The sequence below is a fragment of the Aeromonas sp. QDB56 genome (assembly GCF_027705505.1).
In the GTDB taxonomy this organism is placed as follows: Bacteria; Pseudomonadota; Gammaproteobacteria; order Enterobacterales; family Aeromonadaceae; genus Aeromonas; species Aeromonas caviae.
Genome location: NZ_JAPDBZ010000054.1, coordinates 1 through 24,352 on the forward strand (window position 1 = coordinate 1; position 24,352 = coordinate 24,352).

39 protein-coding genes are annotated in these 24,352 nt (G+C 56.9%); 33 read left to right on the top strand and 6 right to left on the bottom strand.

Annotated features, from left to right (window positions below):
• Positions 1–115: 115 nt before the first annotated feature.
• Entirely contained in the window at positions 116–694 is a 579-nt protein-coding gene (gene nfuA, locus OKB81_RS10520) for a Fe-S biogenesis protein NfuA (RefSeq protein ID WP_010672549.1), read from the bottom strand.
• 148 nt (positions 695–842) lie between these two features.
• Positions 843–1,571, bottom strand: a complete 729-nt coding sequence (locus OKB81_RS10525) for a ComF family protein (RefSeq protein WP_160837864.1) — start codon at positions 1,569–1,571, stop codon at positions 843–845.
• A gap of 38 nt (positions 1,572–1,609) precedes the next feature.
• Between OKB81_RS10525 and bioH the strand changes: the two genes are divergently transcribed.
• The 3 genes from bioH to OKB81_RS10540 all read left to right on the top strand — a co-directional run bounded on the left by bioH (position 1,610) and on the right by OKB81_RS10540 (position 3,446).
• Positions 1,610–2,374: a pimeloyl-ACP methyl ester esterase BioH gene (gene bioH, locus OKB81_RS10530; RefSeq protein ID WP_270805237.1), complete on the top strand. Its 765-nt coding sequence runs from the start codon at positions 1,610–1,612 to the stop codon at positions 2,372–2,374.
• Between the two features lie 72 nt (positions 2,375–2,446).
• Complete coding sequence (locus tag OKB81_RS10535) at positions 2,447–2,680, top strand: hypothetical protein (protein WP_010672552.1); 234 nt, start codon at positions 2,447–2,449, stop codon at positions 2,678–2,680.
• 1 nt (position 2,681) lies between these two features.
• The gene (locus tag OKB81_RS10540; RefSeq protein WP_160837866.1) at positions 2,682–3,446 is read left to right on the top strand and encodes a putative metalloprotease CJM1_0395 family protein; all 765 of its coding nucleotides are present in this window, start codon (positions 2,682–2,684) and stop codon (positions 3,444–3,446) included.
• A gap of 58 nt (positions 3,447–3,504) precedes the next feature.
• On the opposite strand, the gene OKB81_RS10545 is transcribed toward OKB81_RS10540, so the two are convergent.
• Together OKB81_RS10545 and greB are read right to left on the bottom strand one after the other, a co-directional pair.
• Complete coding sequence (locus tag OKB81_RS10545; protein ID WP_160837868.1) at positions 3,505–5,811, bottom strand: Tex family protein; 2,307 nt, start codon at positions 5,809–5,811, stop codon at positions 3,505–3,507.
• Positions 5,812–6,079: 268 nt separating this feature from the next.
• Complete coding sequence (gene greB / locus OKB81_RS10550) at positions 6,080–6,553, bottom strand: transcription elongation factor GreB (protein ID WP_039039492.1); 474 nt, start codon at positions 6,551–6,553, stop codon at positions 6,080–6,082.
• 202 nt (positions 6,554–6,755) lie between these two features.
• Here greB and ompR point away from each other — a divergent pair, with 202 nt between their 5' ends.
• Entirely contained in the window at positions 6,756–7,475 is a 720-nt protein-coding gene (gene ompR / locus OKB81_RS10555) for an osmolarity response regulator transcription factor OmpR (protein ID WP_010672556.1), read from the top strand.
• Entirely contained in the window at positions 7,472–8,782 is a 1,311-nt protein-coding gene (gene envZ, locus OKB81_RS10560) for a two-component system sensor histidine kinase EnvZ (protein ID WP_010672557.1), read from the top strand. Before ompR ends, envZ begins: the two co-directional genes overlap by 4 nt.
• Positions 8,783–8,818: 36 nt before the next feature.
• Here envZ and OKB81_RS10565 read toward each other — a convergent pair whose 3' ends face one another.
• Positions 8,819–9,733 carry a DMT family transporter gene (locus OKB81_RS10565; RefSeq protein ID WP_160838489.1) on the bottom strand — a complete coding sequence of 305 codons (915 nt, stop codon included), beginning with the start codon at positions 9,731–9,733 and terminating at the stop codon, positions 8,819–8,821.
• Positions 9,734–10,087: 354 nt separating this feature from the next.
• Here OKB81_RS10565 and rpsJ point away from each other — a divergent pair, with 354 nt between their 5' ends.
• The 28 genes from rpsJ to rplQ all read left to right on the top strand — a co-directional run bounded on the left by rpsJ (position 10,088) and on the right by rplQ (position 23,709).
• A complete protein-coding gene (gene rpsJ / locus OKB81_RS10570; RefSeq protein WP_005307944.1) occupies positions 10,088–10,399 on the top strand; it encodes a 30S ribosomal protein S10 in 312 nt (103 codons plus the stop codon).
• Between the two features lie 22 nt (positions 10,400–10,421).
• Complete coding sequence (gene rplC / locus OKB81_RS10575) at positions 10,422–11,054, top strand: 50S ribosomal protein L3 (RefSeq protein ID WP_010672559.1); 633 nt, start codon at positions 10,422–10,424, stop codon at positions 11,052–11,054.
• A gap of 17 nt (positions 11,055–11,071) precedes the next feature.
• On the top strand, positions 11,072–11,677 hold the full coding sequence (gene rplD / locus OKB81_RS10580) for a 50S ribosomal protein L4 (protein WP_005340616.1): 606 nt from the start codon (positions 11,072–11,074) through the stop codon (positions 11,675–11,677).
• Positions 11,674–11,976, top strand: coding sequence for a 50S ribosomal protein L23 (gene rplW / locus OKB81_RS10585; RefSeq protein ID WP_005307955.1), 303 nt, complete (start codon positions 11,674–11,676; stop codon positions 11,974–11,976). Before rplD ends, rplW begins: the two co-directional genes overlap by 4 nt.
• Before the next feature lie 15 nt (positions 11,977–11,991).
• On the top strand, positions 11,992–12,813 hold the full coding sequence (gene rplB / locus OKB81_RS10590) for a 50S ribosomal protein L2 (RefSeq protein WP_010672560.1): 822 nt from the start codon (positions 11,992–11,994) through the stop codon (positions 12,811–12,813).
• Positions 12,814–12,835: 22 nt separating this feature from the next.
• Entirely contained in the window at positions 12,836–13,114 is a 279-nt protein-coding gene (rpsS, locus tag OKB81_RS10595; protein ID WP_005307960.1) for a 30S ribosomal protein S19, read from the top strand.
• A 10-nt stretch (positions 13,115–13,124) separates the two neighbouring features.
• Entirely contained in the window at positions 13,125–13,469 is a 345-nt protein-coding gene (gene rplV / locus OKB81_RS10600; RefSeq protein WP_010672561.1) for a 50S ribosomal protein L22, read from the top strand.
• Positions 13,470–13,472: 3 nt separating this feature from the next.
• Complete coding sequence (rpsC, locus tag OKB81_RS10605) at positions 13,473–14,186, top strand: 30S ribosomal protein S3 (protein WP_005331168.1); 714 nt, start codon at positions 13,473–13,475, stop codon at positions 14,184–14,186.
• Positions 14,187–14,199: 13 nt separating this feature from the next.
• The gene (gene rplP / locus OKB81_RS10610; RefSeq protein ID WP_010672562.1) at positions 14,200–14,613 is read left to right on the top strand and encodes a 50S ribosomal protein L16; all 414 of its coding nucleotides are present in this window, start codon (positions 14,200–14,202) and stop codon (positions 14,611–14,613) included.
• Positions 14,613–14,804, top strand: a complete 192-nt coding sequence (gene rpmC, locus OKB81_RS10615; RefSeq protein WP_005307965.1) for a 50S ribosomal protein L29 — start codon at positions 14,613–14,615, stop codon at positions 14,802–14,804. Before rplP ends, rpmC begins: the two co-directional genes overlap by 1 nt.
• Positions 14,804–15,052 carry a 30S ribosomal protein S17 gene (rpsQ, locus tag OKB81_RS10620; RefSeq protein ID WP_005307966.1) on the top strand — a complete coding sequence of 83 codons (249 nt, stop codon included), beginning with the start codon at positions 14,804–14,806 and terminating at the stop codon, positions 15,050–15,052. Before rpmC ends, rpsQ begins: the two co-directional genes overlap by 1 nt.
• 147 nt (positions 15,053–15,199) lie before the next feature.
• Entirely contained in the window at positions 15,200–15,568 is a 369-nt protein-coding gene (gene rplN / locus OKB81_RS10625; RefSeq protein WP_005307975.1) for a 50S ribosomal protein L14, read from the top strand.
• A gap of 11 nt (positions 15,569–15,579) precedes the next feature.
• The gene (gene rplX / locus OKB81_RS10630) at positions 15,580–15,897 is read left to right on the top strand and encodes a 50S ribosomal protein L24 (protein WP_005307977.1); all 318 of its coding nucleotides are present in this window, start codon (positions 15,580–15,582) and stop codon (positions 15,895–15,897) included.
• Between the two features lie 13 nt (positions 15,898–15,910).
• Positions 15,911–16,450, top strand: a complete 540-nt coding sequence (rplE, locus tag OKB81_RS10635) for a 50S ribosomal protein L5 (protein ID WP_005331162.1) — start codon at positions 15,911–15,913, stop codon at positions 16,448–16,450.
• Positions 16,451–16,460: 10 nt separating this feature from the next.
• The gene (gene rpsN, locus OKB81_RS10640; protein WP_005331161.1) at positions 16,461–16,766 is read left to right on the top strand and encodes a 30S ribosomal protein S14; all 306 of its coding nucleotides are present in this window, start codon (positions 16,461–16,463) and stop codon (positions 16,764–16,766) included.
• A 19-nt stretch (positions 16,767–16,785) separates the two neighbouring features.
• Positions 16,786–17,178 (top strand): 30S ribosomal protein S8, encoded by a 393-nt coding sequence (gene rpsH / locus OKB81_RS10645; RefSeq protein ID WP_010672564.1) that lies wholly within the window; start codon positions 16,786–16,788, stop codon positions 17,176–17,178.
• A gap of 13 nt (positions 17,179–17,191) precedes the next feature.
• A complete protein-coding gene (gene rplF / locus OKB81_RS10650; protein ID WP_010672565.1) occupies positions 17,192–17,725 on the top strand; it encodes a 50S ribosomal protein L6 in 534 nt (177 codons plus the stop codon).
• A 9-nt stretch (positions 17,726–17,734) separates the two neighbouring features.
• On the top strand, positions 17,735–18,088 hold the full coding sequence (rplR, locus tag OKB81_RS10655; protein ID WP_041212181.1) for a 50S ribosomal protein L18: 354 nt from the start codon (positions 17,735–17,737) through the stop codon (positions 18,086–18,088).
• A gap of 14 nt (positions 18,089–18,102) precedes the next feature.
• On the top strand, positions 18,103–18,603 hold the full coding sequence (gene rpsE, locus OKB81_RS10660) for a 30S ribosomal protein S5 (protein ID WP_005340605.1): 501 nt from the start codon (positions 18,103–18,105) through the stop codon (positions 18,601–18,603).
• Positions 18,604–18,609: 6 nt separating this feature from the next.
• A complete protein-coding gene (gene rpmD / locus OKB81_RS10665) occupies positions 18,610–18,789 on the top strand; it encodes a 50S ribosomal protein L30 (RefSeq protein WP_005307985.1) in 180 nt (59 codons plus the stop codon).
• Positions 18,790–18,791: 2 nt separating this feature from the next.
• Complete coding sequence (gene rplO, locus OKB81_RS10670; RefSeq protein ID WP_005307987.1) at positions 18,792–19,229, top strand: 50S ribosomal protein L15; 438 nt, start codon at positions 18,792–18,794, stop codon at positions 19,227–19,229.
• An 8-nt stretch (positions 19,230–19,237) separates the two neighbouring features.
• Positions 19,238–20,566, top strand: coding sequence for a preprotein translocase subunit SecY (gene secY / locus OKB81_RS10675; RefSeq protein ID WP_010672567.1), 1,329 nt, complete (start codon positions 19,238–19,240; stop codon positions 20,564–20,566).
• A gap of 27 nt (positions 20,567–20,593) precedes the next feature.
• Entirely contained in the window at positions 20,594–20,707 is a 114-nt protein-coding gene (gene rpmJ, locus OKB81_RS10680) for a 50S ribosomal protein L36 (RefSeq protein WP_005319705.1), read from the top strand.
• 139 nt (positions 20,708–20,846) lie between these two features.
• Positions 20,847–21,203 carry a 30S ribosomal protein S13 gene (gene rpsM, locus OKB81_RS10685; RefSeq protein WP_005307991.1) on the top strand — a complete coding sequence of 119 codons (357 nt, stop codon included), beginning with the start codon at positions 20,847–20,849 and terminating at the stop codon, positions 21,201–21,203.
• Between the two features lie 14 nt (positions 21,204–21,217).
• A complete protein-coding gene (rpsK, locus tag OKB81_RS10690; protein ID WP_005319702.1) occupies positions 21,218–21,607 on the top strand; it encodes a 30S ribosomal protein S11 in 390 nt (129 codons plus the stop codon).
• 39 nt (positions 21,608–21,646) lie between these two features.
• Positions 21,647–22,267 (top strand): 30S ribosomal protein S4, encoded by a 621-nt coding sequence (rpsD, locus tag OKB81_RS10695; protein ID WP_010672568.1) that lies wholly within the window; start codon positions 21,647–21,649, stop codon positions 22,265–22,267.
• 25 nt (positions 22,268–22,292) lie between these two features.
• On the top strand, positions 22,293–23,282 hold the full coding sequence (locus OKB81_RS10700) for a DNA-directed RNA polymerase subunit alpha (protein ID WP_160838491.1): 990 nt from the start codon (positions 22,293–22,295) through the stop codon (positions 23,280–23,282).
• 43 nt (positions 23,283–23,325) lie between these two features.
• On the top strand, positions 23,326–23,709 hold the full coding sequence (rplQ, locus tag OKB81_RS10705) for a 50S ribosomal protein L17 (RefSeq protein WP_005307999.1): 384 nt from the start codon (positions 23,326–23,328) through the stop codon (positions 23,707–23,709).
• A 431-nt stretch (positions 23,710–24,140) separates the two neighbouring features.
• Here rplQ and OKB81_RS10710 read toward each other — a convergent pair.
• A partial coding sequence (locus tag OKB81_RS10710) for a hypothetical protein (RefSeq protein ID WP_270698076.1) occupies positions 24,141–24,352 on the bottom strand: 212 nt, incomplete at its 5' end.

The following is a 24,352-nucleotide window of genomic DNA, read 5'->3' on the forward strand; positions in this document are numbered from 1 at the left end:
CACAGCCTTGCCCCCTCAACTCAAATCCAATTTATGAATAATCAGTCAAAAAAGTGCTTATCTGAACAGCATTGCGCCAGCTGGCGGGGCCTTTTCTTTGCCGCAAGGGGGCAAATCAGTAGTAGGAGTGGTCGCCGCGCTGGTGCTCGGTGGCATCCTTGACGCCGTTGAGCTCGCCCGGGAATTTCTCCAGCAGCTGCTTCTCGATCCCCTCTTTCAGGGTGTAGTCGACCATGGAGCAACCGTTGCAACCGCCGCCAAACTGCAGGATGGCCAGTTTGTCGTCGGTCAGCTCGACCAGGGTGACCTTGCCGCCGTGACCGGCCAGCATGGGGTTCACCTCGGACATCAACACGTACTCGATGCGGTCGATCAGCGGGGCGTCGTCGGCCACCTTGCGCATCTTGGCGTTGGGTGCCTTCAGGGTGAGCTGAGAGCCCATCTGATCGGTGACGAAGTCGATGGTGGCATCCACCAGGAAGGGGGCGCTCAGGGGATCGACCAGGCAGTCGAAGCCGCTGAACGGCAGGTGCTGATCTTCCGGATCGACCGCGTCGGGTGGGCAATAGGATACGCCGCACTCGGCATTCTGGGTTCCCGGATTGACCACAAACACCCGGATGTTGGTGCCATCAGGCTGCTTCTCCAGCAACTTGCGGAAGTGGGCCTGGGCGGTGTCGGAAATGCTGATCATCACTATCCTCATAAACCTGAGTGTACGACTAGGGTATTCATGATAACTCGCTTGGCGGGGCTTGGGTAGCGTGCCGATGGCGAGCCTGTGAGCCCGGGCGTATCGGAATCATGCCGCCAGCGGACTCCCGGGCCGGATCCCTGCCCGGTTATTTCAGGTGTCGGAGGGTACGGCAGATGGCCCACACCTCTACCGTAGTGACGCCGTGCTCATGAAGCAACCGGGTGAGCTGACCTGCGGTGGCGCCCGTGGTGACCACATCATCGAGCAGTGCCACATGCCGGTAGTGGTGAGGTGCCATTTCGAAGGCGCCTCGCAGATTGCGTCGCCGCTGGCCGGCACTGAGCCGGGTCTGTTGCGGGGTCGACCTTGTCCGGCGCAGTACGCGGGTGTCGCAAGGAATGCCGGTGAGTGCGCTCAGGGCATGGCCGATTTCTTCTGCCTGATTGAAGCCGCGCCACCACTGGCGCCACCAGTGCAGGGGAACCGGAATGATGACCTGCGGTGGGTTGGCGAGATCCAGATGGTCTGCCAGCAGGCTGGCAAGCAGCGGCGCGAGCAGGATCTGACCGGAATACTTCAGCCGGGGGATGAGTTGGGCATAAGGTGCCTGATAATCGCCGATCACCTGCAAACGCTCCCAGGGGGCGGGTCTGCGCTGGCAGCGTCCGCACAGCAGTTCGCTCTCGCGATGTTGCTCCGGCAGCGGTGCTGCACACATCAGGCATCGTCTGTCGTGTTGGCGCTGGGCGTGGCGGCACCAGGAGCACAACAAGGGCGTCTCGTCACAGGGCTGGCGACAGAGCAGGCACAGACCGAGCCAGTCGGACTGGGTGCCAAGGATCGGACTTGCTTTGGCGAGCAGCCGCTTTAACATGCAGGCTCCAAGCAGATAAACAGGGATCTTGAGTCTAGATGAGCGTATCGGTTGAGCGGTTTGGCCAGGGCCCGGACCTGGTGTTGTTGCATGGCTGGGGCATGAACGGGGCCGTCTGGCACGGTATTGCCCAAGAACTGGCTGCCCACTATCGGCTGCATCTGGTGGACCTGCCCGGCTTTGGCAACAGCCCCCTGCAAGCAGGGACAGACTACACCCTGCCCTGGCTGGCAGAGCAGGTGGCGGCCATATTGCCTGAAAAATGCCATCTGCTCGGCTGGTCCCTCGGTGGTCTGGTGGCGAGTCAGTTGGCGCTGACCATGCCTGAACGCCTTCACTCTATCATTACCGTAGCCAGCTCTCCCTGCTTCATGGCCCGCGACGAGTGGCCCGGGATTGCCCCCAAGGTGCTGGCAGGGTTCAACCAGATGCTGGCCGGCGACTTCATGCAGACCATAGAGCGCTTCCTCGCGATCCAGGCCATGGGCAGCGAGCACGCCAGAAACGACATTCGCCAGTTGCGTCACTGGCTGGCGGAGCGACCCGCTCCCCGGCTTGCGGCCTTGGAGGCTGGTCTGGGCCTGCTGGCCGAGGTCGATCTGCGGGATGAACTGATCGGCCTGGATCTGCCCTGGCTGCGTCTTTACGGCAGGCTGGATACCCTGGTGCCGAAGGCCGCCATTCCCTTGCTGGATGCGCGTTACCCTGCCAGCCACAGTCTGGTGCTGGAGAAGGCATCCCATGCCCCCTTCATCTCCCATCCAGAGCAGTTCATCACCCTCCTGCGGCAGTTCATTGACTGAGATTTGAGCGGCAGGCTTCAATAACTCGTCAGGTTGATGGATAATTAGCCAACCCTACAGAGGAGTGTGCCAATGCGTATCGAATCAGCCATGACGGCGGGCGTGCAGGGGTTCCAACGGGCCGAGCAGTTAGCGGGCCAGGCGTCCAGCCAGATCGCCCGTCTCAATACGCCAGCGGGTGATCAGGTGCAGTTGCCGGATGAACTGGTGAATCTCAAGGTGGCCGAGCTGCATGCCGGGGCATCCGCCAAGGTGATCCAGACGGCCAGCGACATGCTGGGCACCCTGATCGATATCCGGGTGTGACATGAACATCAACGTCAGTCTGCCGACCATCATTCCGAATCAACTGCAGCCGCAGACGGAATCGGCGCAGACTGACAACCGCCGTGCAGAACTGGTGCCCTCCAGCCGCCAGAGCGAAGCGTCCAACGCCGAGTCCGGTGTCGGTTCCCAGAAAGAGAGATCCCGGGCCGCCCAGGCCAATCCCGCCACCCCATCCTCGTCCACGAAAGAGAACGGCCAGACCGGCCCCGTGATGGTGGCGCACCGTTTTGTCGAGGCAACGGGGGAGGAGGGGGAGCGTCGACAACGTCAGGAGGGTGAACAGCAGGAGCAGCAAAAGCAGCAGCAGCGTCAGGTGGCTGCGCTGGTCGAACGGGATCTCGAAGTTCGCAAGCATGAGCAGGCTCACCAGGCAGCCGGCGGCGAGCATGCGGGGAGCCCTACCTACCAGTTTTCCCGTGGGCCGGATGGCAAGCGTTATGCCACCGGGGGGGAGGTGGTCATCGACATGGGGACCATTCCCGGGGATCCCGCCGCGACCATCGCCAAGATGCAGCAGGTGCGTGCCGCCGCACTGGCTCCCGATGAACCATCATCACAAGACATGAGTGTGGCCCGTGCCGCCTCTGGCAAGGAGGCACAGGCCCGCAAGGATCTGATGACCCTCAGGCAGGAAACCACAGGCCCGCTCGGTGCTTATATGGACAATCGAAACCAGGTGATTGCCAGGCACTATCAGCAAGCGGTGAGGCCAGCCTCCCCGCATAGCCTGAGTCAGGACGTTTGATCCCGCTCCGTGCAGGCATGAAAAAGCCCCTTTCGGGGCTTTTTTGCATTCTGGGGGCTTATTTCTTCAGTTTCGACAGGGCAGCCGCGAAGGCGTTGCCCATGGCACCCTCGGTCGGAGCGCTCTGACGGGGCGCCTGTTTCGGTCGGGCGTTGCCGGTGTGACGCGGCTCGGCCGGTTTGCGTGCAGGCTGGCCGGCTTTTTCATCCAGACGCATGGTCAGACTGATGCGTTTGCGCGGTACGTCGACTTCCAGCACCTTGACCCGGACGATGTCACCGGCCTTGACCACCTCGCGGGGATCCTTGACGAAGCGATCGGTGAGGGAAGAAATGTGCACCAGCCCGTCCTGATGGACGCCGATGTCGACGAAGGCGCCGAAGTTGGTGACGTTGGTGACCACACCCTCCAGCACCATCTCGGGCACCAGATCGCTGATTTTCTCCACCCCTTCCTTGAAGGTGGCGGTCTTGAACTCGGGACGCGGGTCGCGGCCAGGCTTGTCCAGTTCGCCGATGATGTCGGTGACGGTAGGCACCCCGAACTGCTCGTCGGTGTAGTCGGTGGGCTTGAGGGTGCGCAGCAGGCTGCTGTTGCCGAGCAGGCTGTCCACGGTCTGCTCCAGCTTGGCGAGGATCCGCTCCACCACCGGGTAGGATTCCGGGTGCACCGCCGAGCCGTCCAGCGGGTTGCTGCCGCCCCGAATGCGCAGGAAGCCGGCGCACTGCTCGAATGCCTTGGGCCCGAGTCGGCTTACTTTCAGCAGCTGCTGACGATGCTGGAAGGCGCCGTTCTCGTCGCGGTAGGCGACGATGTTCTGGGCCAGGGTCTGGGAGAGGCCGGAAACCCGGTTGAGCAGGGCGACCGAGGCGGTATTCACATCCACCCCCACCGCGTTCACGCAATCCTCGACCACCGCGTCGAGGCGGCGGGCCAGCTGGCTCTGGCCGACGTCGTGCTGGTACTGGCCCACACCTATGCTCTTGGGATCGATCTTGACCAGCTCTGCCAGGGGATCCTGGAGACGGCGGGCGATGGAGACAGCGCCACGAATGGAGACGTCGAGATCCGGGAATTCCTGGGAGGCGAGCTCGGAGGCGGAGTAGACCGATGCCCCCGCTTCACTGACCACGATTTTCTGCGCCTTGGTGGCCGGGTAGCGCTCGAACAGATCGCTCACCAGGCGGTCGGTTTCCCGGGATGCGGTGCCGTTGCCGATGCTGATGAGCTCGACCTTGTGCTTCTGGCACAGCTCGTTCAGGGTCTTGAGGCTCTGATCCACATGACGCTTGGGTTCGAACGGATAGATGGTCGCGGTATCGACCAGCTTGCCGGTGGCATCCACCACCGCCACCTTGACCCCGGTGCGGATGCCGGGATCCAGCCCCATGGTGCAGCGCATGCCAGCCGGTGCCGCCATCAGCAGATCCTTGAGGTTCATGGCGAACACCTTGATCGCTTCCTCCTCTGCTGACTCGCGGATGCGGCCGATCAGCTCGGTTTCCATCTGCAAGGAGAGCTTGATCTTCCAGGTCCAGCTCACCACCCCCTGCAGCCACTTGTCGGCCGGGCGGTGTTGCAGGTTGAGTCTGAGGTGATGGGCAATGATCCCTTCGCAGGGGCTGGTACCCTCATCCTCGCCGGTAACCAGCGCCAGGTTGAGGATCCCCTCGTTGCGGCCGCGCAACATGGCCAGCACCCGGTGGGAGGGGGCCTTGTGCAGGGGCTCATCGTGTTCGAAGTAGTCCTTGAACTTGGCCCCTTCCTGCTCCTTGCCGGCCACCACGCGGGCACGCAGGGTGGAGTTCTGCCACAGGTAGTCCCGCAACTTCTCAAGGAGATCGGCCTGCTCGGCGAAGCGCTCCATCAGGATGTAACGGGCACCGTCGAGGGCGGCCTTGCCGTCGGTGATCCCCTGCTCGGCATTGAGGAAGCGAACCGCCTCTTGCTCGGGATCCTTCATGGGGTCACCCAGCAGCAAATCCGCCAGTGGCTCCAACCCCGCCTCGATGGCCATCTGCCCCTTGGTGCGCCGCTTGGGCTTGTAGGGGAGGTAGAGGTCTTCTAGCCGGGTCTTGCTGTCGGCGTCGTTCAGCTCGCGGGCCAGCTCGGGGGTCAGTCTGCCCTGCTCTTCGATGGAGCGCAGGATCACCTGGCGGCGATCCGCCAGTTCACGCAGGTAGCCGAGGCGGCTCTCCAGGGTACGCAGCTGGCTGTCGTCCAGACCGCCGGTCACCTCTTTGCGGTAACGGGCGATGAAGGGAACGGTCGCGCCTTCGTCCAGCAGGCGAACGGCTGCCTGCACCTGTTCCGGGCGGGCATTCAGCTCACCGGCGATCTGATGTTCTATTACGTGGCTTTGCATCGAGGGTCTCTTGGTCGGGTCCTGTCTAACTGGCCAGCGTGGGGCTATGTCGCCGAACAGGGGGTCTGTCCTGGCGATACTTTAGATACCTGCCAGGCCACTGCCGCGCGGGCCGGTTGGCGCCGCAAGGCGCCGAGTGTGAGCACTATATGGGGTCGGGCAGCGGGATGCCACCCCGGCAGAAATGACGTTTCTCATACCCGGTGGGCGGACATGCTCGGTCTCTCCTGGCCTTGTCAGCCGATTTGGCAGTGAGGCTAGGCCTGGCTTATTTGGGATAGCTGATCTCATTGATGTACCAGCAGGCGTCACCCACTGGCGTTTGAACCATGGCTTCATCGCCCACCTCTTTCTTGAGCAGGGCACGGGCCATGGGGGAGTCGATGGAGATGTAATCCTTGCGGCCGAAGATCTCGTCATAGCCGACAATGCGAAAGCGCTTGGTCTCACCCTCGTCGTTTTCCACCTCGACCCAGGCGCCGAAGAAGACCTTGCCCTCCTGGGAGGGGGAGTAGTCGACTATGGTCAGCTCTTCCAGGCACTTGCGCAGGTAGCGAACCCGGCGGTCGATCTCCCGCAGGCGTTTCTTGTTGTACTGGTAATCGGCATTCTCGCTGCGATCACCCAGGCTCGCCGCCCAGGCCACTTTTTTGGTGACATCGGGCCTCTCCTCCCGCCAGAGCATGTCGTGCTCCTGCCGGAGCCTGGTGTAGCCTTCACGGGTAATGAGTTTGGTTTTCATGGAGTTATCACTCCCTCGCCAATTGCATCCGGTTGCTCGGGATCTTAGTCATTGTCGCCGCGCTGTCGAGCAAAAAGCAGAGCTGGCCATCCATCCTTCCCGGCTCCGGGGCCGAATGAGGGCAATAACCGGTAACATATTTATGCTTTGTGGTTGCAGGGGGCGGCTCTAGTATGAGGGGAGACAGAAAAGAGAGGTGGCAATGAGTCAGCAATACAAGGTCCTGGTGGTGGACGACGATCTGAAACTGCGTTCCTTGCTGGAGCGCTACCTCACCGAGCAGGGGTTTGTAGTGCGAGGTGTCGCCAACGGGGAGCAGGCCGATCGCCTGCTGACGCGTGAAAACTTCAGCCTGATGGTGCTTGATCTGATGCTGCCGGGGGAAGACGGCCTCTCCATCTGCCGCCGCCTGCGCGAGGCCGGCAACCAGATCCCTGTCTTGATGCTCACCGCCAAGGGGGACGAAGTGGATCGCATCGTCGGTCTGGAGATGGGGGCCGACGATTATCTGCCCAAGCCGTTCAACCCCCGTGAGCTGCTGGCCCGGATCCGCGCCGTGCTGCGCCGCCATACCGTGGAGCTGCCCGGCGCCCCTTCCGCGGCGGAGAAGATGGTGAGTTTTGGGGCCTACCAGCTCAATCTGGCGACCCGTGAACTGAGCCGTGATGGCGAACCGGTTGCCCTGACCAGCGGGGAGTTCGCCGTGCTCAAGGTGCTGGTGAGTCATCCTCGCGAACCGCTCTCCCGTGACAAGCTGATGAACCTGGCCCGTGGTCGCGAGTACACGGCCACCGAGCGCAGCATTGATGTGCAGGTCTCCCGCCTGCGCCGCCTGCTGGAACAGGACCCGGCCCAGCCTCGCTATCTGCAGACCGTCTGGGGTCTGGGGTATGTGTTCGTACCGGACGGTGAGAACGCATGAAGAAAGTGGGCAGCATGTTCTCCCGCATGCTCTGGTTTCTGGCTGCCGTGCTGGTGGTCTATCAAGTCGTCTCCTACGTTACCTTCTACAACTACCTGCTGGCGCCGACCGTCAAGCAGATCAGCCACCTGCTGGCAAACCAGGTCAAGCTCATCTTTCCGGTGGACAACAACCAGCTGGCGCTCAGTGAAGATGCCGAGGCGCTGGTCTATGTGACCACTGGCAGCGACATCTATACCCAGAGCGAGGCGGAGCAGCACGGGCTGAATGATTCCAAGCCCTACCCCTATCTGGAGCAGAGCATCAGCCGCGAATTGAAAGGGGATACCAGGGTCAGAGTTGAAATCCAGGATCACTACATCATCTGGATCCAGCCTCCCCAGGCCAGCCAGATGTGGGTGCGCATTCCCCTGACTGAAATTGAAGATGACGACATTGAACCGCTCATCCTCTATATGAGCGTCTTGCTGGTGGTGACCCTGTTTGCAGCCTGGCGTTTTGCCCGTCAGCTGGTGCGACCGCTGGAGGATCTGGAAGCGGGGGCCGTGGCGGTGGCGCGCGGCAACTTTCCCGATGCCCTGGGGGAGCAGGGCTCGCGGGAGGTGCGCCGCCTGACCCGCACCTTCAACCACATGTCGAGCTCCATCAAAGGGCTGATCGAGGAGCGCAACCTGATGATGGCCGGGGTATCCCACGATTTGCGCACCCCTCTCACCCGCATTCGTCTCGCGACCGAGATGATGTCCTCGGGGGATGAGTACCTCAAGGAGAGCATCAATGCGGACATCGATGAGTCGAACGGTATCATTGATCAGTTCATCGACTACATTCGCCCGAACGAGGGGCTCGATGCCCGGCCCGTCGACCTGACCCAGCTCATTCACGATGCGTTGCTGATGCAGACCGATCAGGGACTGGAAGTGGAGCTGCTCCTGCCGGAGGAGGCGGTGCGTGTGGCCTGCCATCCCATCAGCATTCGCCGTATCCTCAACAATCTGTCGGGCAACTCCCTGCGCTATGGCGCGACCCGGTTGCAGGCCGAGCTCAGGGATGATGGCCACTGGGTGCGGCTGCGACTCTCCGACAATGGCCCGGGGATCGCAGAAGAGGACTACTCCCGGGTGCTCAAGCCCTTCACCCAGGGCAATGTGGCGCGCACCGGTGGAGGCAGCGGGCTGGGGTTGGCCATCGTTGCCAAGATAGTCTCCCAGCATCACGGCACCATCAGGTTGGGGCGCTCCGAACTGGGGGGCTTGCAGGTGGAGATCCGGCTACCCAAGAACCAGCCGCTAGAGTGGATGGATTGAAAGCAGGGCGTATCGAGAGATGCGCCCTTTTGTCTGTCAGGCGTGGGGGTCGCTCACCTTGCGGTAGCGCTTGCCATATTTGAGTTGCTGGATAAGCAGGGCGGCGACGATGAGAGCCAACCCGATGGGGGTTGCCGGGTGAATGGTTTCGCCGATCAACAGGTTGAGCAGCACCAGAGAGGCAAACGGCGAGATGAAGATGAGGTTACTGATGGGGGCTGTGTTGGTGGCGTGGCGCAGGGCCATCAGCCAGAGCACGAAGCCAAAACCCATCTCGAACAGCCCCACATAGATGGCGCCAGCCCATCCCTGCCAGGCGGTCATGGCAAAGTCCGAGAGCAACCAGGTCGCCACGATGATGAAGGGCAGGCTGATGAGGAAGCCGAGCAGTAGGCTGACGACGGGATCCCCCTGATTGCGGGTGTTGAGGATCCAGTAACCGGCCCAGATCAGGGTCGACACCAGCGCCATCGTGACACCGAGGGGGCTGTCGAACTGCAGACCGAACACGTCCCCCCTGGTGGCGATCACCAGGGCGCCGAAATAGCCGAGCACGATGGCGACGCCATCGCGGCGGCGCAGCTTTTGACCGAGGAAGGGAACGGCCAGCAGGCTGAGGGTGATGGCCCAGGTGTAGTTGAGAGTCTGCGCCTGCTGGGCGGGCAGCAGATCATATGCCTTGAACAGCAGCAGGTAATAGAGAAAGGGGTTCAGGACCCCGAGAGCGAGGTAGTAGAGGGGGCGACTCTTGATGTAGTCGAGCAGTAGCGGCAGTTTGCCCTGACAGGCCACGATGCACCCCAGGGTCAGGGTCGAGGTGCAGGCCGCGACCAGCAGCAGCTGTACCGGTTCAAAGTAGGCGAGGGAGATCTTGAAGGCGCTGGCCACCGTGGACCAGAGGGCGACGGCACAGAGCCCGTACTGGTAGGCTTTCTTCTGATTCTTGAGCATGGGATGCGTTCCGCAAACTGGGGCGAGGGCGCAGTCTATCAGCCTGTTTGCAACATTGTCGTTACCGTCTCGCCGAGGGCGATGATTTGATCGCCTGGAGATCCATCTGCCACACAACATTGCGCACAATCTGTCCGCCTTCACTTGCGTGAGTGGAAAAAATCCGTATAATCCCCTCCGCTTGCCCATGAGGCAGCCAGACGATATGTCTGCTTGCTGAGCTTCCCGTTTACGAGTTGCCAGCCATACAGTCCTCCCGATATGGGAGGAAACGTGAAAAATCACACCTCTGGCGGGAGTAGTCTCGGTCGGGCGGTGTTGATTTATGTTCTTTTATCTATTGGAGCTCTGTCAATGCAGAACCAAAGAATCCGTATCCGCCTGAAGGCTTTTGATCATCGCCTGATCGATCAATCCACTGCGGAAATCGTTGAAACTGCTAAGCGCACTGGCGCGCAGGTTCGCGGTCCTATCCCGCTGCCGACTCGCAAAGAGCGTTTCACCGTTCTGATCTCCCCGCACGTCAACAAAGACGCGCGTGATCAGTACGAGATCCGCACTCACAAGCGTCTGGTAGACATCGTTGAACCGACTGACAAGACCGTAGACGCTCTGATGCGTCTGGATCTGGCAGCTGGTGTAGACGTCCAGATCAGCCTGGGTTAATTACGGAAAGAGGTTGATAACAATGACAATCGGTCTTGTAGGTCGCAAAGTGGGTATGACTCGCATCTTCACTGAAGATGGCGTTTCTATCCCGGTGACTGTTATCGAAGTTGAAGCTAACCGTGTAACTCAGGTCAAATCTGTAGAAACCGACGGCTACAACGCTATTCAGGTTACCACTGGCGCCAAGAAAGCCAGCCGCGTAACCAAGCCGGAAGCTGGCCACTTCGCCAAAGCTGGTGTAGAAGCCGGTCGCGGTCTGTGGGAATTCCGCCTGAACAACGGTGAAACTTTCACTGTTGGTAGCGAGCTGAAAGTAGATCTTCTCGCTGACGTTAAGCTGGTAGACGTTACCGGCACATCCAAGGGTAAAGGTTTTGCCGGTACTGTTAAGCGCTGGAACTTCCGTACCCAGGATATGACCCACGGTAACTCCCTGTCCCACCGTGTACCTGGCTCCATCGGTCAAAACCAGACCCCGGGCCGTGTATTCAAGGGCAAGAAGATGGCTGGTCACATGGGTGCTGAGCGTGTAACGACTCAGAACCTGGAACTGGTTCGTGTTGACGCTGAACGCAACCTGCTGCTCATCAAAGGCGCAGTACCGGGTGCAACCAACGGCAACGTGATCGTCAAACCTGCCGTCAAAGCGTAACGTCTGAGGAGATAGTAATGGAATTGGTAATGAAAGACGCCAAGAGCGCTCTTGAAGTTTCCGAGACTACCTTCGGGCGCGAATTCAACGAAGCTCTGGTTCACCAGGTTGTCGTTGCATATGCCGCTGGTGCCCGTCAGGGTACTCGTGCGCAGCTGACTCGCTCTGAAGTGTCTGGTGGCGGCAAAAAGCCGTGGCGTCAGAAGGGTACTGGTCGTGCCCGTGCTGGCTCCATCCGTTCGCCCATCTGGCGTTCCGGTGGTGTGACCTTTGCTGCTAAGCCGCAAGATCACAGCCAGAAAGTAAACAAGAAGATGTACCGCGGCGCTATCCGTAGCATCCTGTCCGAGCTGGTACGTCAAGAGCGCCTGATCGTTGTTGAGAAGTTCGGCATCGAAGCGCCGAAGACCAAAGAACTGATCGCCAAGCTGAAAGAAATGGAACTGACTGACGTTCTGATCGTGACTGCTGAAGTCGATGAGAACCTGTTCCTGGCTGCTCGTAACCTGTACAAAGTTGACGTGCGTGACGTTGCCGGTATCGACCCGGTCAGCCTGATCGCTTTCGACAAGGTTCTGATGACTGCTGACGCAGTTAAGCAAATCGAGGAGATGCTGGCATGATCCGTGAAGAGCGTCTGCTGAAAGTTCTGAAGGCTCCGCACATCTCTGAAAAGAGCACCATGGTCGCAGAAAAGCAGAACACTATCGTGTTCAAAGTTGCTGTTGATGCCACCAAGGCGGAAGTCAAAGCTGCAGTTGCGAAACTGTTCGAGGTCGAAGTTGAGACCGTCCGTACCCTGAACATGAAGGGTAAGACCAAGCGCGCAGGTGCACGCGTAGGCCGTCGTTCCGATTGGAAAAAGGCTTATGTGACCCTGAAAGCTGGTCAGGACATCGACTTCATGGGCGCAGCCGAGTAAGAGGAGTTCTGAAAAATGGCAATCGTTAAGTGCAAGCCTACTTCTCCGGGCCGCCGCCACGTCGTCAAGATCGTCAACCAAGAGCTGTACAAGGGCAAGCCCTTCGCCGCTCTGCTGGACAGCAAAAGCAAGTCCGGTGGCCGTAACAACAACGGTCGTATCACCACACGTCACATCGGTGGTGGTCACAAGCAACACTACCGTCTGATCGACTTCAAGCGCGACAAAGACGGCATTCCGGCCAAAGTTGAGCGTCTGGAATACGATCCCAACCGTACCGCAAACATCGCCCTGGTGCTGTATGCAGACGGTGAGCGTCGTTACATCCTGGCTCCGAAAGGCCTGAAAGCTGGTGATGCAATCGCCTCTGGTGCTGATGCTGCCATCAAGGTAGGTAACACCCTGCCGATGCGCAACATCCCGGTCGGTTCTACCGTTCACGCCGTTGAGATGAAACCTGGTAAAGGTGCCCAGCTGGCTCGTTCCGCTGGTACTTTCATCCAGATCCTGGCTCGTGAAGGTAACTATGTAACTCTGCGTCTGCGTTCCGGCGAAGTACGTAAAGTTCTGGCCGAGTGCCGCGCTACCATCGGTGAAGTGGGTAACTCCGAGCACATGCTGCGTCAACTGGGTAAAGCCGGTGCTAACCGCTGGCGTGGTATTCGTCCGACCGTTCGCGGTATGGCGATGAACCCGGTTGATCACCCGCACGGTGGTGGTGAGGGTCGTAACAAGGGCATGCAGCCTGTGTCCCCATGGGGCCAGAAGGCTAAGGGCTTCAAGACCCGTAAGAACAAGCGTACCGACAAGTACATCGTACGTCGTCGTAACAAGTAATTGTTAACATAGAGGAATCACCATGCCACGTTCTCTCAAGAAGGGTCCATTTATCGACCTGCACTTGCTGAAGAAGGTAGAGAAAGCGGTGGAAAGCGGGGATAAAAAGCCGGTTAAGACCTGGTCCCGTCGTTCAATGATCATCCCGAACATGATCGGTTTGACCATCGCTGTCCATAATGGTCGTCAGCACGTTCCGGTTTTCGTTACCGAAGAAATGATCGGTCACAAACTGGGTGAATTCGCACCGACTCGTACTTATCGCGGCCATGCTGCTGATAAGAAGGCTAAGAAGCGCTAAGGGATAAATGATGGAAGCTATCGCTAAACACCGTTATGCCCGTACTTCTGCCCAGAAAGCTCGTCTGGTAGCCGATCAAGTACGTGGTCTGTCCGTAGACAAGGCTCTGAACATCCTGACCTTCAGCCCGAAAAAGGCTGCTGTTCTGGTGAAGAAAGTGCTGGAATCTGCCATTGCCAACGCTGAGCACAACGAAGGTGCCGATATCGACACCCTGCGTGTTGCCACCATCATGGTAGACGAAGGTCCCTCCATGAAGCGCATCCGCCCGCGTGCCAAAGGTCGCGCGGATCGTATCCTCAAGCGTACCGCTCACATCACTGTAGTGGTATCCGACGCTAAGGCTGGGAGATAAGCAATGGGTCAGAAAGTACATCCTAATGGCATTCGCCTGGGTATTACCAAGCCTTGGAATTCTACCTGGTTCGCGAACACCAAAGACTTCGCTGACAACCTGTACAGCGATTTCCAAGTACGCCAGTTCCTGACCAAGGAGCTGAAAAACGCTTCCTTGTCCAAGATCACTATCGAGCGTCCGGCCAAGAGCATTCGTGTGACCATTCACACAGCTCGTCCGGGTGTCGTGATCGGCAAGAAAGGCGAAGACGTTGAAAAACTGCGCAAAGCTGTAGCCGCAATCGCTGGCGTGCCTGCTCAGATCAACATTTCCGAAGTCCGCAAGCCGGAGCTGGATGGCAAACTGGTTGCCGACAGCATCACTTCCCAGCTGGAGCGTCGTGTAATGTTCCGTCGTGCTATGAAGCGCGCCGTACAGAACGCCATGCGCCTGGGTGCCAAGGGCATCAAAGTGGAAGTTTCCGGTCGTCTGGGCGGAGCTGAAATCGCGCGTACCGAATGGTACCGTGAAGGTCGTGTGCCCCTGCACACCCTGCGCGCCGACATCGACTACGCAACTTCTGAAGCCCACACCACTTACGGTGTGATCGGCGTTAAAGTTTGGATCTTCAAGGGCGAAGTTCTGGGCGGTCTGGCTGCAGTCAATGCTGCCGCTGCTCAAGAGCAGGCTCCTGCGAAGCCCAAGCGTGACAACAAGCGCCGCGCTGCCAAGTAAGGAGATTCGGTAAATGTTGCAACCTAAGCGTACTAAATTCCGCAAGACCCACAAGGGTCGTAACCGCGGTCTGGCCAATGCCGGTAACGAAGTATCCTTCGGTACCTTTGGCCTGAAGGCGACATCTCGTGGTCAACTGACTGCTCGTCAAATCGAAGCAGCCCGTCGTGCCATGACCCGTCACGTTAAGCGTCAAGGCAAGATCTGGATCCGTGTGTTCCCGGACAAGCCCATCACCGAAAAGCCCCTCGAAGTTCGTATGGGTAAAGGTAAGGGTAACGTGGAATACTGGGTTTGCCCGATCCAGCCTGGCAAGGTTCTGTACGAGATGGATGGTGTACCTGAGGCTCTGGCGCGTGAAGCGTTTGCCCTGGCCGCAGCTAAGCTGTCTGTTCAGACCACTTTCGTAATTAAGACGGTGATGTGATGAAAGCCCAAGATCTGCGTCAAAAGAGCGTCGAAGAACTGAACCAGGAGCTGCTGGGTCTGCTGCGTGAGCAATTCAACATGCGCATGCAAGCTTCCACCGGCCAGCTGGCTCAGACTCACACTCTGAAACAAGTGCGTCGTGACGTCGCACGTATCAAGACTGTACTGACTGAGAAGGCAGGTGCGTAATGACTGACAAGATCCGTACTCTGCAAGGTCGTGTAATTAGCGACAAGATGGACAAGTCCATCACCGTCGCTATCGAGCGCAAGGTAAAGCACCCGATCTACGGTAAGATCATCAAGCGCACTACCAAGCTGCACGTGCATGACGAGAACAACGAGTGCAAGGCTGGCGATCTCGTGGAAATCCGCGAGTGCCGCCCGTTGTCCAAGACCAAGTCCTGGACCCTGGTTGCTGTCGTAGAAAAGGCCTAATTCGGTACTTTTTAGCCCAAACGGCCCCCCATCGGGCCGTTTGTTTTTTAGGCTACCTTTTCAAAAATAGCTGTGTTATAGTTTCGCGCCTTTTGAAGGCAGCCAGATCCCATCAGGGATAAGAAGTAAACAAAGCGGAGCACTAAGATGATCCAGATGCAAAGTATGCTGGGTGTTGCCGACAACTCCGGCGCTCGCAGTGTAATGTGTATTAAGGTTCTGGGTGGTTCGCACCGCCGTTATGCCGGCATCGGCGACATCATCAAGGTTTCCATCAAGGAAGCCATTCCTCGCGGTAAAGTGAAGAAAGGTGATGTGTATAACGCGGTGGTCGTACGCACCCGTAAAGGCGTTCGTCGTCCGGACGGCTCTGTCATCCGTTTCGACAACAATGCGGCTGTGTTGCTTAACAACAACCAACAGCCAATCGGTACTCGTATTTTTGGCCCGGTGACCCGTGAACTCCGTAACGAGAAGTTCATGAAGATTGTGTCCCTGGCACCCGAAGTACTGTAAGGAGTCGAACGATGGCAGCTAAAATCCGTCGCGAAGACGAAGTAATTGTTCTTACCGGCAAAGACAAGGGCAAGCGTGGCAAAGTCACTCAAGTCCTGATTGCAAAAGGTAAGGTAATCGTGGAAGGCATCAACCAGGTGAAGAAACACCAAAAGCCGGTACCCGCACTGGGTCAGGCTGGCGGCATCGTCACCAAAGAAGCCCCCATCGATGTATCTAACGTCGCGCTGTTCAACTCTGCCACTGGCAAGGCTGACCGCGTTGGTTTCCGGATTGAAGACGGCAAGAAAGTCCGTTTCTTCAAATCCACCGGCGAACTTGTGAAGTAATTGGAGTTTAACGATGGCGAAACTGCATGATTACTACAAATCCGATGTAGTAAATGAACTGTCCAAGCAGTTCGGTTACAAGACTATCATGCAAGTCCCTCGGATCGAGAAAATCACCCTGAACATGGGTGTTGGTGAAGCGATCTCTGACAAGAAGTTGCTGGAAAATGCTGCTGCCGATATGGCTGCCATTTCCGGTCAGAAACCGCTGATCACCAAAGCACGCAAATCTGTTGCGGGCTTCAAGATTCGTGAAGGCTACCCGATAGGTTGTAAAGTAACCCTGCGTGGCGAGCGTATGTGGGAGTTCCTGGAACGGCTGATTTGCATCTCCGTACCGCGTATCCGTGACTTCCGTGGTCTGAACGCCAAGGCGTTCGATGGCCGTGGTAACTACTCCATGGGCGTGCGTGAGCAAATCATCTTCCCGGAAATCGACTATGACAAGGTCGATCGCGTCCGTGGTCTGGATATCACCATCACCACTTCCGCGAATACCGACGAAGAAGGCCGTGCTCTGCTGGCTGCCTTTAACTTCCCATTCCGCAAGTAAGGTTAGGGTTATGGCTAAAACATCCATGAAAGCACGTGAAGCAAAGCGTGCGAAGCTGGCAGCCAAGTTCGCGACCAAGCGTACCGAGCTGAAAGCTATCATCGTTGATATGAACGCTTCTGAAGAAGCGCGTTGGGATGCTGTCTTGCAACTGCAACAGCTGCCCCGTGATTCCAGTCCGTCCCGCCAGCGTAACCGTTGCAACATCACTGGTCGTCCGCACGGTTTCCTGCGGAAGTTTGGCCTCTCTCGCATCAAGGTGCGTGAGCATGCCATGAAGGGCGAAATTCCGGGCCTCAAAAAGGCCTCTTGGTAAGAATCTCGGGAGTTAGACTATGAGCATGCAAGATCCGATCGCGGATATGCTGACCCGCATCCGTAACGGTCAGGCGGCGAGCAAAGTTGCGGTTTCCATGCCTTCTTCCAAGCTGAAAGTGGCTATCGCCAAAGTGCTGAAAGAAGAAGGTTACATCGCTGGCTACAACGTAGCTGGTGACGTGAAACCGGAACTGGAAATCGAACTGAAATATTTCCAGGGCAAGCCGGTTGTAGAACTGATCCAACGCGTGAGCCGTCCCGGCCTGCGTATTTACAAGCGCACTACTGATCTGCCGAAAGTCATGGGCGGTCTCGGTGTTGCTATCGTGTCCACGTCTAAAGGTGTGATGACCGACCGTGCTGCCCGCAAGGCAAGCATGGGTGGTGAGATCATCTGCTACGTCGCTTAATAGGAGGTCGGAAATGTCTCGCGTTGCTAAGGCACCCGTCACTATTCCTGCTGGCGTAGAGGTGACTCTGAACGGCCAAGAACTGTCCATCAAAGGTGGCAAGGGTTCCCTGGTTCGTTCCATCCACGCCGGTGTAGAAGTGACCAAAGAAGACAATGTACTGAAGTTCGCCCCGCGCGACGGCATCGCTGGTGCTGACGCTCAGGCCGGTACTGCCCGTGCATTGGTCAACAACATGGTAGTCGGTGTTACCCAAGGCTTCGAGCGCAAGCTGCAGCTGGTTGGTGTAGGTTACAAAGCCTCCATCAAGGGCAATGCTGTTGCGCTGGCACTGGGCTTCTCTCACCCGGTAGAGCATGCGCTGCCGGCTGGTGTCACCGCTGAATGTCCGTCCGCCACCGAGATCGTTCTGCGTGGTGTGGACAAGCAGCTGGTTGGCCAAGTCGCCGCCGATATCCGTGCTTACCGCGCTCCGGAGCCCTACAAGGGCAAGGGTGTACGCTATGCCAACGAGCAAGTGCGTACTAAAGAAGCTAAGAAGAAGTAAGGTAACACTATGGACAAGAAAGCAGCTCGTCTCCGTCGTGCTACTCGTGCTCGGAAAAAGATGCAGGAACTGGGAGCTACCCGTCTGGTTGTTCACCGTACCCCGCGTCATATCTATGCGCAGGTTATTGCAGCCAACGGTTCCGAAGTTCTGGCCTCTGCTTCCACAGTAGAGAAAGCCATCAGTGAAGCTCTGAAATACACCGGTAACGCAGATGCTGCTACCGCTGTAGGTAAGGCTATCGCTGAGCGTGCTATTGCCAAAGGCGTTCAGAACGTATCTTTCGATCGTTCCGGTTTCAAGTATCACGGTCGTGTAGCCGCTCTGGCTACCGCTGCTCGTGACGCTGGTCTTCAGTTCTAAGCTAGGAGTCGAAGATGGCTAAAGTCGAATCTCAAGCCGGCGAACTGCAAGAAAAGCTCATTGCAGTAAACCGTGTTTCGAAAACTGTTAAAGGTGGTCGTATCATGTCCTTCACCGCGTTGACCGTGGTGGGTGATGGTAACGGCCGTGTAGGTTACGGTTACGGTAAGGCCCGTGAAGTTCCGGCCGCCATTCAAAAGGCGATGGAACAGGCTAAGCGTAACCTGAACAAGGTTGAGCTGAACAACGGCACCCTGCACCACCCGGTGCGTGGCGTTCACTCTGGTTCCACCGTGTTCATGAAGCCGGCCTCCCAAGGTACTGGTATCATTGCAGGCGGCGCCATGCGTGCCGTACTGGAAGTTGCTGGTATCCACAACGTGCTGGCCAAGACCTACGGTTCCACCAACCCAATCAACGTTGTTCGCGCAACTGTCGACGCTCTGGTTCACGGTCAATCACCGGAACAGATCGCGGCCAAGCGTGGTCTGCGCGTTGAAGAAATTCTGGGGTAATGCGACATGGCTAACACTGTAAAAGTAACTCAAACTCGCAGCTCTATCGGCCGTCTGCCAAAGCACAAGGCGACTCTGCGTGGTCTGGGTCTGCGTCGCATTGGTCACACCGTTGAGCTGGAAGATACTCCCTGCGTACGCGGCATGATCAACCAGGTTTATTACATGGTTAAGGTGGAGGGCTAAGCATGCGTCTGAATACTCTGTCTCCGGCCGCTGGCTCCAAACGCGTCAAGCACCGTCCGGGCCGTGGTATCGGTTCTGGTCTGGGCAAGACCGGTGGTCGTGGTGTTAAAGGTCAAACCTCTCGTTCCGGTGGCGGCAAGGTCCGCAACGGTTTCGAAGGCGGCCAGATGCCTTTGAAAATCCGTCTGCCGAAGTTCGGTTTCTTCTCTCGCAAATCTTTGGTTTCTGCCGAAGTGCGCCTGAACGAAATCGCCCTGGTAGAAGGTGATGTGGTCGACGTGAGCACTCTGAAGCAAGCCGGTGTTATTACCAAAAACATCGTGTTCGCTAAAGTTGTTCTGTCTGGCAACATTGACCGTGCTGTGACCGTTCGTGGTCTGTCCGTCACCAAGGGTGCACGTGCAGCCATCGAGGCCGCTGGCGGTAAAATCGAGGAATAATCAGTACAATGGCTAAGAAACCAGGATTGGATGTTAAAGCACAAGGTGGTCTGAGCGAACTGAAGAGCCGTCTGCTCTTCGTTCTCGGGGCAATTATCGTGTTCCGTGCAGGCTCTTATGTGCCGATCCCTGGTATTGACGCCGCCGTACTGGCCGAGTTGTTCCAACAACAGAAGGGCACCATCATTGAGATGTTCAACATGTTCAGTGGTGGTGCACTCTCGCGTGCTTCTATTCTTGCACTGGGGATCATGCCGTATATTTCGGCGTCGATCATTATTCAGTTGCTGACTGTGGTTCATCCTGCTCTTGCTGAACTCAAGAAAGAGGGTGAATCCGGCCGTCGCAAGATTAGCCAATATACCCGTTGGGGCACGCTGGTTTTGGGAACGTTCCAGGCCATTGGTATTGCAACCGGTCTGCCGAATATGATGCAAGGACTCGTGACTCATCCGGGTTTGGGCTTCTATTTCACAGCCGTTGTGAGTCTGGTCACCGGTACCATGTTCTTGATGTGGTTGGGTGAACAGATTACCGAGCGTGGGATTGGTAATGGTATCTCGTTGATTATCTTCACAGGTATCGTCGCCGGTCTGCCTCATGCCATTGGCGCTACGGCCGAACAGGCACGTCAAGGGGAATTGCACATCCTGCTGTTGTTGTTGCTGGGCTTGATTGTTTTCGCTGTGACTTACTTTGTGGTGTTCGTGGAGCGTGGTCAGCGTCGTATCGTCGTTAACTATGCCAAGCGTCAACAAGGCCGCCAGGTATTCGCTGCGCAAAGCACACACCTGCCGTTGAAAGTGAATATGGCCGGTGTGATTCCTGCGATTTTCGCATCCAGCATCATCCTCTTCCCGGGTACCATTACCTCCTGGTTTGGTCAGGGAGAGGGCAAGATCGCTGACATCCTGCAACAGGTCTCTATGGTCCTGCAGCCGGGTCAGCCCTTGTACGAGATGCTCTATGCAGCAGCCATTATCTTCTTCTGCTTCTTCTATACCGCGCTGGTGTTCAACCCCCGCGAGACAGCAGATAACCTGAAGAAGAGTGGAGCCTTTATCCCGGGGATCCGCCCGGGCGAGCAGACAGCACGTTACATCGATAAGGTTATGACTCGCCTGACATTGGCAGGTGCGCTCTATATTACCTTTATCTGTCTGGTACCCCAGTTCCTGATGACTGCCTGGAACGTACAGTTCTACTTCGGTGGCACCTCGCTGCTGATTATCGTGGTAGTTATCATGGACTTCATGGCTCAGGTTCAGACCCATATGATGTCTCATCAATATGGCGACGTCCTGAGGAAGGCCAACCTGAAGGGCTACGGCCGCTAAAGGTCGGCGTAGTTACGGAGTTAAGCAATGAAAGTTCGTGCTTCCGTTAAGGCAATCTGCCGTAACTGCAAAATCATCAAGCGTCACGGTGTGGTGCGTGTGATTTGCAGCGAGCCAAAGCATAAACAGCGCCAAGGCTAATTTTTTACGGTTAGTACTTGCAACAAATAGTTGTGCTGGCTAATATAGCCAGCCAACTTTTGTTGTGTATTGGTTGACCGCCACGTATCCGCTCACGGGCTTTGTGGTGGTCGTTATCTACTATATGTAGGAGTGAATAGTGGCCCGTATCGCTGGCATTAACATTCCTGACCATAAACATGCAGTCATTGCGTTGACTGCTATTTATGGCGTCGGTCGTACCCGCTCCAAGGCCATCTGTGCCGCAGCCGGTATCGCTGAGAATGTGAAAATTAAAGACCTGGACGAAGCTCAGATCGAGAGTCTGCGTGAACAAGTAGGTAAATTCACCGTTGAAGGTGACCTGCGTCGTCAGATTTCCATGAACATCAAGCGATTGATGGATCTGGGTTGCTACCGTGGTTTGCGTCACCGTCGTAGCCTGCCTGTTCGTGGTCAACGTACCAAGACCAACGCTCGTACCCGTAAGGGTCCGCGCAAGGCTATCAAGAAGTAACGGGAAGGTAGAAAATGGCTAAAACTCCGACTCGTGCTCGCAAGCGCGTTAAAAAGCAAGTGAGCGACGGTATTGCGCACGTTCATGCATCTTTCAACAACACAATCGTGACCATTACTGACCGTCAGGGCAATGCTCTGTCTTGGGCTACCTCTGGTGGTTCCGGTTTCCGTGGTTCCCGTAAGTCCACTCCGTTTGCTGCCCAGGTAGCTGCTGAGCGTGCTGGTGAGATCGCCAAAGAATACGGCGTGAAGAACCTGGAAGTCATGGTCAAAGGTCCGGGTCCCGGTCGTGAGTCTTCCATCCGCGCTCTGAACGCGGCTGGTTTCCGCATCACTAACATTACTGATGTGACTCCGATCCCGCACAACGGTTGTCGTCCTCCCAAGAAGCGCCGCGTGTAACGCTGTAGCTACTTGGTCTAGGATTGTTGGAGAAAGAAGATGGCAAGATATATCGGTCCTAAGCTTAAGCTTAGCCGTCGTGAGGGCACCGACCTCTTCCTGAAGTCTGGTGTTCGTGCGATTGATTCTAAGTGCAAGATTGACACCGTTCCTGGTCAACACGGTGCGCGTAAAGCGCGTCTGTCCGACTACGGTGTGCAACTGCGCGAGAAACAAAAAGTACGTCGTATCTACGGCGTATTGGAAAAACAGTTCCGCAACTACTACCGCGACGCTGCCCGTCAAAAGGGTAACACCGGTGAAAACCTGTTGCAGCTGCTGGAAGGTCGTCTGGACAACGTCGTCTACCGCATGGGCTTCGGCGCCACTCGTGCTGAATCTCGTCAGCTGGTGAGCCACAAAGCCATCATGGTAAACGGCCGCGTTGTGAATGTTCCTTCTTTCCAGGTATCCCCTGAGGACGTGATCTGCGTTCGCGAGAAGGCTAAGAAGCAAGCGCGTATCAAAGCTTCCCTGGAAGTTGCTGGTCAGCGCGAGAAGCCGACTTGGGTAGAGGTTGACGCTGCTAAGATGGAAGGTGCCTTCAAGCGCCTGCCGGAGCGTTCCGACCTGTCTGCCGACATTAACGAACAGCTGATCGTCGAGCTTTACTCCAAGTAAAGCTAGCTTCTAAAGAGAGGACACAATGCTGGGTTCTGTAACAGATTTTCTTAAACCGCGGCTAGTTGACATCGAGCAAGTTAGCCCGACTCACGCGAAAGTGACTCTCGAGCCGCTTGAGCGTGGCTTTGGCCACACGCTGGGCAATGCCCTGCGTCGTATTTTGCTGTCATCTATGCCCGGTTGTGCGGTTACTGAAGTCGAGATCGACGGAGTACTGCACGAGTACAGCAGCAAAGAAGGTGTACAGGAAGACATTCTTGAAATCCTGCTCAACCTGAAAGGTATCGCTGTGAAGCTGGAAGGCAAGGACGAGGTAACTCTGTCCCTGACCAAGTCTGGAACAGGCCCCGTTACCGCTGGTGATATCACTCACGGTGATGAAGTCGAGATCGTAAACCCGGAGCACGTAATCTGCCACCTGACTGGTGCAAATGCTGAGATCAGCATGCGCCTGAAAGTTCAGCGCGGTCGTGGTTATGTGCCTGCTTCTGCTCGTGTTCACAACGATGATGAAGAGCGTCCTATCGGTCGCCTGCTGCTGGACTCCGCGTTCAGCCCCATCGTTCGCATCGCCTACAATGTCGAGGCGGCACGTGTGGAACAGCGCACCGACTTGGACAAGCTGGTTATCGACATGGAGACCAATGGTACTCTGGAACCGGAAGAAGCCATCCGTCGTTCAGCCACTATTCTGGCAGAGCAACTGGAAGCCTTCGTGGATCTGCGCGATGTCAGCGTGCCCGAGAAGAAAGAAGAGAAACCCGAGTTTGATCCGATTCTGCTGCGTCCTGTCGATGATTTGGAGCTGACAGTTCGTTCAGCGAACTGTCTGAAGGCAGAAGCTATCCACTATATTGGTGATCTGGTACAGCGTACCGAAGTTGAGTTGCTTAAGACTCCTAACCTCGGTAAGAAGTCCCTGACTGAGATCAAGGACGTGTTGGCCTCCCGTGGTCTGTCTCTTGGCATGCGCCTTGAGAACTGGCCGCCCGCCAGCATCGCTGACGAGTAATCCAGATTACGGGTTTCACAGATTTAGTTAGAAGGATAAGGTCATGCGCCATCGTTTGAGTGGTCGTCAACTGAACCGGAACAGCAGCCATCGTCAGGCTATGTTCCGCAACATGGCCAGCTCCCTGGTTCGTCATGAGATCATCAAGACGACTCTGCCTAAGGCAAAAGAGCTGCGTCGTGTAGTTGAACCGCTGATCACCCTTGCCAAGACTGATAGCGTTGCTAATCGTCGCCTGGCATTTGCCCGTACTCGCGATAACGCGATCGTGGCTAAGCTGTTCAATGAACTGGGCCCGCGCTACCTGGAGCGCGCCGGCGGTTATACTCGCATTCTGAAATGCGGTTTCCGTGCTGGCGACAACGCTCCTATGGCTTACATTGAGCTGGTAGACCGCCCGGCCGCTGCTGAAGCAGCTGCTGAGTGATAAAAGAAAAAGCCGGGCTTGTCCCGGCTTTTCTTTTGGTGGATTCTGATACTGCCTCTACTGCCTCTACTGCCTCTACTGCCTCTACTGCCTCTACTGCCTCTACTGCCTCTACTGCCTCTACTGCCTCTACTGCCTCTACTGCCTCTACTGCCTCTACTGCCTCTACTGCCTCTACTGCCTCTACTGCCTCTACTGCCTCTACTGCCTTACTTTGTAAGTGAGCGATGATTTTTCAATAGTCTCTATATTAAGTCTTTATCTCTACCTGAACGACAGCGGTTCGTGTTACATAGCCCAGAGTAGGGCAATGTCATTGTCCATCTGACGTATTAAGCAGGCCGTGAGTGATGGCGTGTGGCTGCTGTAGTGCCGTTGAGGGCTTCTCCTGTGGATAAGCCTGTATAAAAGCTGTGCTTGGACATGAATAACTAAAAAAGTGCCGATTTTTGCAATTTTATTGCATGGGAGGGGTTGCCAGAACGAATTCGCTCCCTATAATGCGCCTCCATCGACAGTGCAAGCGGCAACGCAAAGCCTGAGTCGATAGCCTCGAAAAGCCTGTAAAAATAAGGCTTGACTCGAGAAGGCGGTTGAGTAGAATGCCACTCCCGCAGCAGCCAAAAGCTGCGTCGCTCTTTAA

Bases quoted from the DNA above. Each gene is read 5' to 3' on its own strand.
- rpsH (WP_010672564.1), top strand. From the start codon at position 16,786: ATGAGCATGCAAGATCCGATCGCGGATATGCTGACCCGCATCCGTAAC.
- rplR (WP_041212181.1), top strand. From the start codon at position 17,735: ATGGACAAGAAAGCAGCTCGTCTCCGTCGTGCTACTCGTGCTCGGAAA.
- OKB81_RS10565 (WP_160838489.1), bottom strand. From the start codon at position 9,733: ATGCTCAAGAATCAGAAGAAAGCCTACCAGTACGGGCTCTGTGCCGTC.
- rpmC (WP_005307965.1), top strand. From the start codon at position 14,613: ATGAAAGCCCAAGATCTGCGTCAAAAGAGCGTCGAAGAACTGAACCAG.
- rplP (WP_010672562.1), top strand. From the start codon at position 14,200: ATGTTGCAACCTAAGCGTACTAAATTCCGCAAGACCCACAAGGGTCGT.
- rpmJ (WP_005319705.1), top strand. From the start codon at position 20,594: ATGAAAGTTCGTGCTTCCGTTAAGGCAATCTGCCGTAACTGCAAAATC.
- OKB81_RS10525 (WP_160837864.1), bottom strand. From the start codon at position 1,571: ATGTTAAAGCGGCTGCTCGCCAAAGCAAGTCCGATCCTTGGCACCCAG.
- rplC (WP_010672559.1), top strand. From the start codon at position 10,422: ATGACAATCGGTCTTGTAGGTCGCAAAGTGGGTATGACTCGCATCTTC.
- nfuA (WP_010672549.1), bottom strand. From the start codon at position 694: ATGATCAGCATTTCCGACACCGCCCAGGCCCACTTCCGCAAGTTGCTG.
- greB (WP_039039492.1), bottom strand. From the start codon at position 6,553: ATGAAAACCAAACTCATTACCCGTGAAGGCTACACCAGGCTCCGGCAG.
- rplN (WP_005307975.1), top strand. From the start codon at position 15,200: ATGATCCAGATGCAAAGTATGCTGGGTGTTGCCGACAACTCCGGCGCT.
- rpsC (WP_005331168.1), top strand. From the start codon at position 13,473: ATGGGTCAGAAAGTACATCCTAATGGCATTCGCCTGGGTATTACCAAG.
- rplV (WP_010672561.1), top strand. From the start codon at position 13,125: ATGGAAGCTATCGCTAAACACCGTTATGCCCGTACTTCTGCCCAGAAA.
- rplQ (WP_005307999.1), top strand. From the start codon at position 23,326: ATGCGCCATCGTTTGAGTGGTCGTCAACTGAACCGGAACAGCAGCCAT.
- rplO (WP_005307987.1), top strand. From the start codon at position 18,792: ATGCGTCTGAATACTCTGTCTCCGGCCGCTGGCTCCAAACGCGTCAAG.
- rplW (WP_005307955.1), top strand. From the start codon at position 11,674: ATGATCCGTGAAGAGCGTCTGCTGAAAGTTCTGAAGGCTCCGCACATC.
- rpsD (WP_010672568.1), top strand. From the start codon at position 21,647: ATGGCAAGATATATCGGTCCTAAGCTTAAGCTTAGCCGTCGTGAGGGC.
- bioH (WP_270805237.1), top strand. From the start codon at position 1,610: ATGAGCGTATCGGTTGAGCGGTTTGGCCAGGGCCCGGACCTGGTGTTG.
- OKB81_RS10535 (WP_010672552.1), top strand. From the start codon at position 2,447: ATGCGTATCGAATCAGCCATGACGGCGGGCGTGCAGGGGTTCCAACGG.
- rpsJ (WP_005307944.1), top strand. From the start codon at position 10,088: ATGCAGAACCAAAGAATCCGTATCCGCCTGAAGGCTTTTGATCATCGC.
- rpmD (WP_005307985.1), top strand. From the start codon at position 18,610: ATGGCTAACACTGTAAAAGTAACTCAAACTCGCAGCTCTATCGGCCGT.
- OKB81_RS10540 (WP_160837866.1), top strand. From the start codon at position 2,682: ATGAACATCAACGTCAGTCTGCCGACCATCATTCCGAATCAACTGCAG.
- rpsE (WP_005340605.1), top strand. From the start codon at position 18,103: ATGGCTAAAGTCGAATCTCAAGCCGGCGAACTGCAAGAAAAGCTCATT.
- envZ (WP_010672557.1), top strand. From the start codon at position 7,472: ATGAAGAAAGTGGGCAGCATGTTCTCCCGCATGCTCTGGTTTCTGGCT.
- rplX (WP_005307977.1), top strand. From the start codon at position 15,580: ATGGCAGCTAAAATCCGTCGCGAAGACGAAGTAATTGTTCTTACCGGC.
- rpsK (WP_005319702.1), top strand. From the start codon at position 21,218: ATGGCTAAAACTCCGACTCGTGCTCGCAAGCGCGTTAAAAAGCAAGTG.
- secY (WP_010672567.1), top strand. From the start codon at position 19,238: ATGGCTAAGAAACCAGGATTGGATGTTAAAGCACAAGGTGGTCTGAGC.
- rplE (WP_005331162.1), top strand. From the start codon at position 15,911: ATGGCGAAACTGCATGATTACTACAAATCCGATGTAGTAAATGAACTG.
- ompR (WP_010672556.1), top strand. From the start codon at position 6,756: ATGAGTCAGCAATACAAGGTCCTGGTGGTGGACGACGATCTGAAACTG.
- rplB (WP_010672560.1), top strand. From the start codon at position 11,992: ATGGCAATCGTTAAGTGCAAGCCTACTTCTCCGGGCCGCCGCCACGTC.
- OKB81_RS10700 (WP_160838491.1), top strand. From the start codon at position 22,293: ATGCTGGGTTCTGTAACAGATTTTCTTAAACCGCGGCTAGTTGACATC.
- rplF (WP_010672565.1), top strand. From the start codon at position 17,192: ATGTCTCGCGTTGCTAAGGCACCCGTCACTATTCCTGCTGGCGTAGAG.
- rpsN (WP_005331161.1), top strand. From the start codon at position 16,461: ATGGCTAAAACATCCATGAAAGCACGTGAAGCAAAGCGTGCGAAGCTG.
- rplD (WP_005340616.1), top strand. From the start codon at position 11,072: ATGGAATTGGTAATGAAAGACGCCAAGAGCGCTCTTGAAGTTTCCGAG.
- rpsQ (WP_005307966.1), top strand. From the start codon at position 14,804: ATGACTGACAAGATCCGTACTCTGCAAGGTCGTGTAATTAGCGACAAG.
- rpsS (WP_005307960.1), top strand. From the start codon at position 12,836: ATGCCACGTTCTCTCAAGAAGGGTCCATTTATCGACCTGCACTTGCTG.
- OKB81_RS10545 (WP_160837868.1), bottom strand. From the start codon at position 5,811: ATGCAAAGCCACGTAATAGAACATCAGATCGCCGGTGAGCTGAATGCC.